The organism is Anaplasma phagocytophilum (assembly GCF_023476575.1).
Classification (GTDB): Bacteria; Pseudomonadota; Alphaproteobacteria; order Rickettsiales; family Anaplasmataceae; genus Anaplasma; species Anaplasma phagocytophilum_A.
Genome location: NZ_JAHLEX010000139.1, coordinates 1 through 2,031, shown reverse-complemented (window position 1 = coordinate 2,031; position 2,031 = coordinate 1). Strand labels below are relative to the sequence as shown.

The window sequence follows — 2,031 nt, the reverse complement described above, 5'->3', positions numbered from 1 at the left end:
CATTTACGTTCGTACTTCGATGCTACTGAGGGTTTGTATTTCATGCACCTTGCTCTTAATACCCTGTTATTCCCTACATGATGACGCGTCTCTTATGGAAACCTCTTGACATTTTAGATACGATATGCTGAAGAATTCCAGGTGCACTTAGTAAATCTAAGTAGAATTTGGGGGTGGTGTCTTGGTGGAAGAGTGTGAGTTTAAACGTGCACGCAGAGGGAAAAATATATTTCTTTTTGTGTTGCTTATTTTGCTTGTGGTAATGCTGTTTTTTGTGGCCACTATAAAAACTAAGCTCTAGTCTGTATATGTTTTTCAAGATGGTATCTTAGGCCTCTGGTGCAATCCGCGTTTATATTCTCGTCATAGCAAAAAAATTCACTATATTACACTTAGGTAGGGTATAACACCCTGTAGGTGAGGTGGATTTCTCTGTATGTCTTGCAAATTTCAGTCATACGTACAAAGTGTAAAACTTGTGAATTTCCGTAACTATTCCAAGGTGGAATTAGAAAGCAACGGAAAATCAGTGGTACTGTTAGGGGAAAATGGCGTAGGAAAGACCAACATTCTAGAGGCAGTATCCCTGTTATCCAAAGGTCCTGGGTTGCGCAACGTCAGTGCTGATTGCATGCAGAACAGCTGTTCAACAATACCATGGCTAGTGCATTATAACATAGTTGGTAATGGAGAATTTTTCTCCGTAGACATAGCTAAAAAAAACAACAAGCGTTCTGTCACTATCGATGAAAAGGCCAGCCTTTACAATATGTTACATAAGATCTTATGTATACTGTGGCTAGTACCTCAGTTGGACCATATTTTATTGAAGGCTCCTACTGAACGTCTGAGGTTTTTTGATAGAATGGTCCATATATTTGACAAGGACTATTCGCTTCATATGGTCAAGTATGAAAAAGCGAAACGCGACCGGAAGAAAATCTTACAAGAATCGCCACAGAATTACCATTGGCTTAGCAGTCTTGAGGAAATCATGAGCACCAGTGGTGTACATATCGCCAAAATAAGACACAACGTCTTAGAAACATTGCACACCACCTTGGCAGAAAACTCTTCGAGGTCCACGTTTTTCAAATTTATAATACGCCTGGAGAGTAAAGTTTTTGAACTACTAGATAATCCTGATAACGCAGTCGATGCATATGCAGAACGTTTGAGAAATAACCGTAATATAGACGCTGCAAGGCAATGTACTACCTTTGGTATACACAACGATAATTTTCAGGTTTTCAATGAAAAAAAAGACCTTGTTGCAAGTAGTTGCTCAACTGGAGAACAGAAGATCTTACTGTTGTCACTTTTGCTAACAGCTGCAACAGCAAAATATAAAATTGATGGCCAGGCACCGATAATGCTTCTAGACGATATAATGTCACACCTAGATCCACAGCATAGAAAGGAACTAATGTCAATTGTAGAACACTTAGGTTGCCAAACATGGATAACAGACGTAGACGAAAAAAATTTCGAGGGATTCCGGGAAAATTTTCAATATTTTCACATTGCTAACAACAACGTCTGTAAAATGTAGAAATGCTGTTAATGGAGTGTTTCTTCCAGCTTCCGCGATAGCTCGAGGTGTGGTTTCTATGCAAAACTGGTTGAGGCAGTATTACTAGGAACAAATACTATGATCTTTTATATCCCGTAGCTATTTGTAAGCCATACTTAGCCGCCATTAGCGCTATAATCAGGCCCAGGGTTTGTATCTGTGGTTCATATAGTTACCTTAAGTTTTATTAGTTTGTATGTTTTTATGTTCTAAGTTCCACTATCACATCCAACCATGGATTTATTATTAGATAAATTTGGAATTTTGTAGATTAGTTATATAGGAACCTATTATTTGGATATACAAGGGTATAAGAGAGACCAGGGCAGTATATCCATACTTAAAGGATGGTAAGAGTGTCAAACTTGAGTCTAACAAGTTTGACTGGAATACACCCGATCCTCGGATTGGGTTTAAGGACAACATGCTTGTAGCTATGGAAGGTAGTGTTGGTTATG

At 38.6% G+C, this 2,031-nt stretch carries 1 protein-coding gene and 1 pseudogene; both read left to right on the top strand.

What is annotated here, in order from left to right:
• Window positions 1-436: 436 nt before the first annotated feature.
• Window positions 437-1,552 carry a DNA replication/repair protein RecF gene (recF, locus tag KPX09_RS05120; RefSeq protein WP_249549282.1) on the top strand — a complete coding sequence of 372 codons (1,116 nt, stop codon included), beginning with the start codon at window positions 437-439 and terminating at the stop codon, window positions 1,550-1,552.
• Window positions 1,553-1,889: 337 nt separating this feature from the next.
• Window positions 1,890-2,031, top strand: a pseudogene (locus KPX09_RS05115) (P44/Msp2 family outer membrane protein); the annotation flags it as partial.

Coding starts and splice junctions, on each gene's coding strand:
- recF (WP_249549282.1), top strand. CDS start 437: ATGTCTTGCAAATTTCAGTCATACGTACAAAGTGTAAAACTTGTGAAT.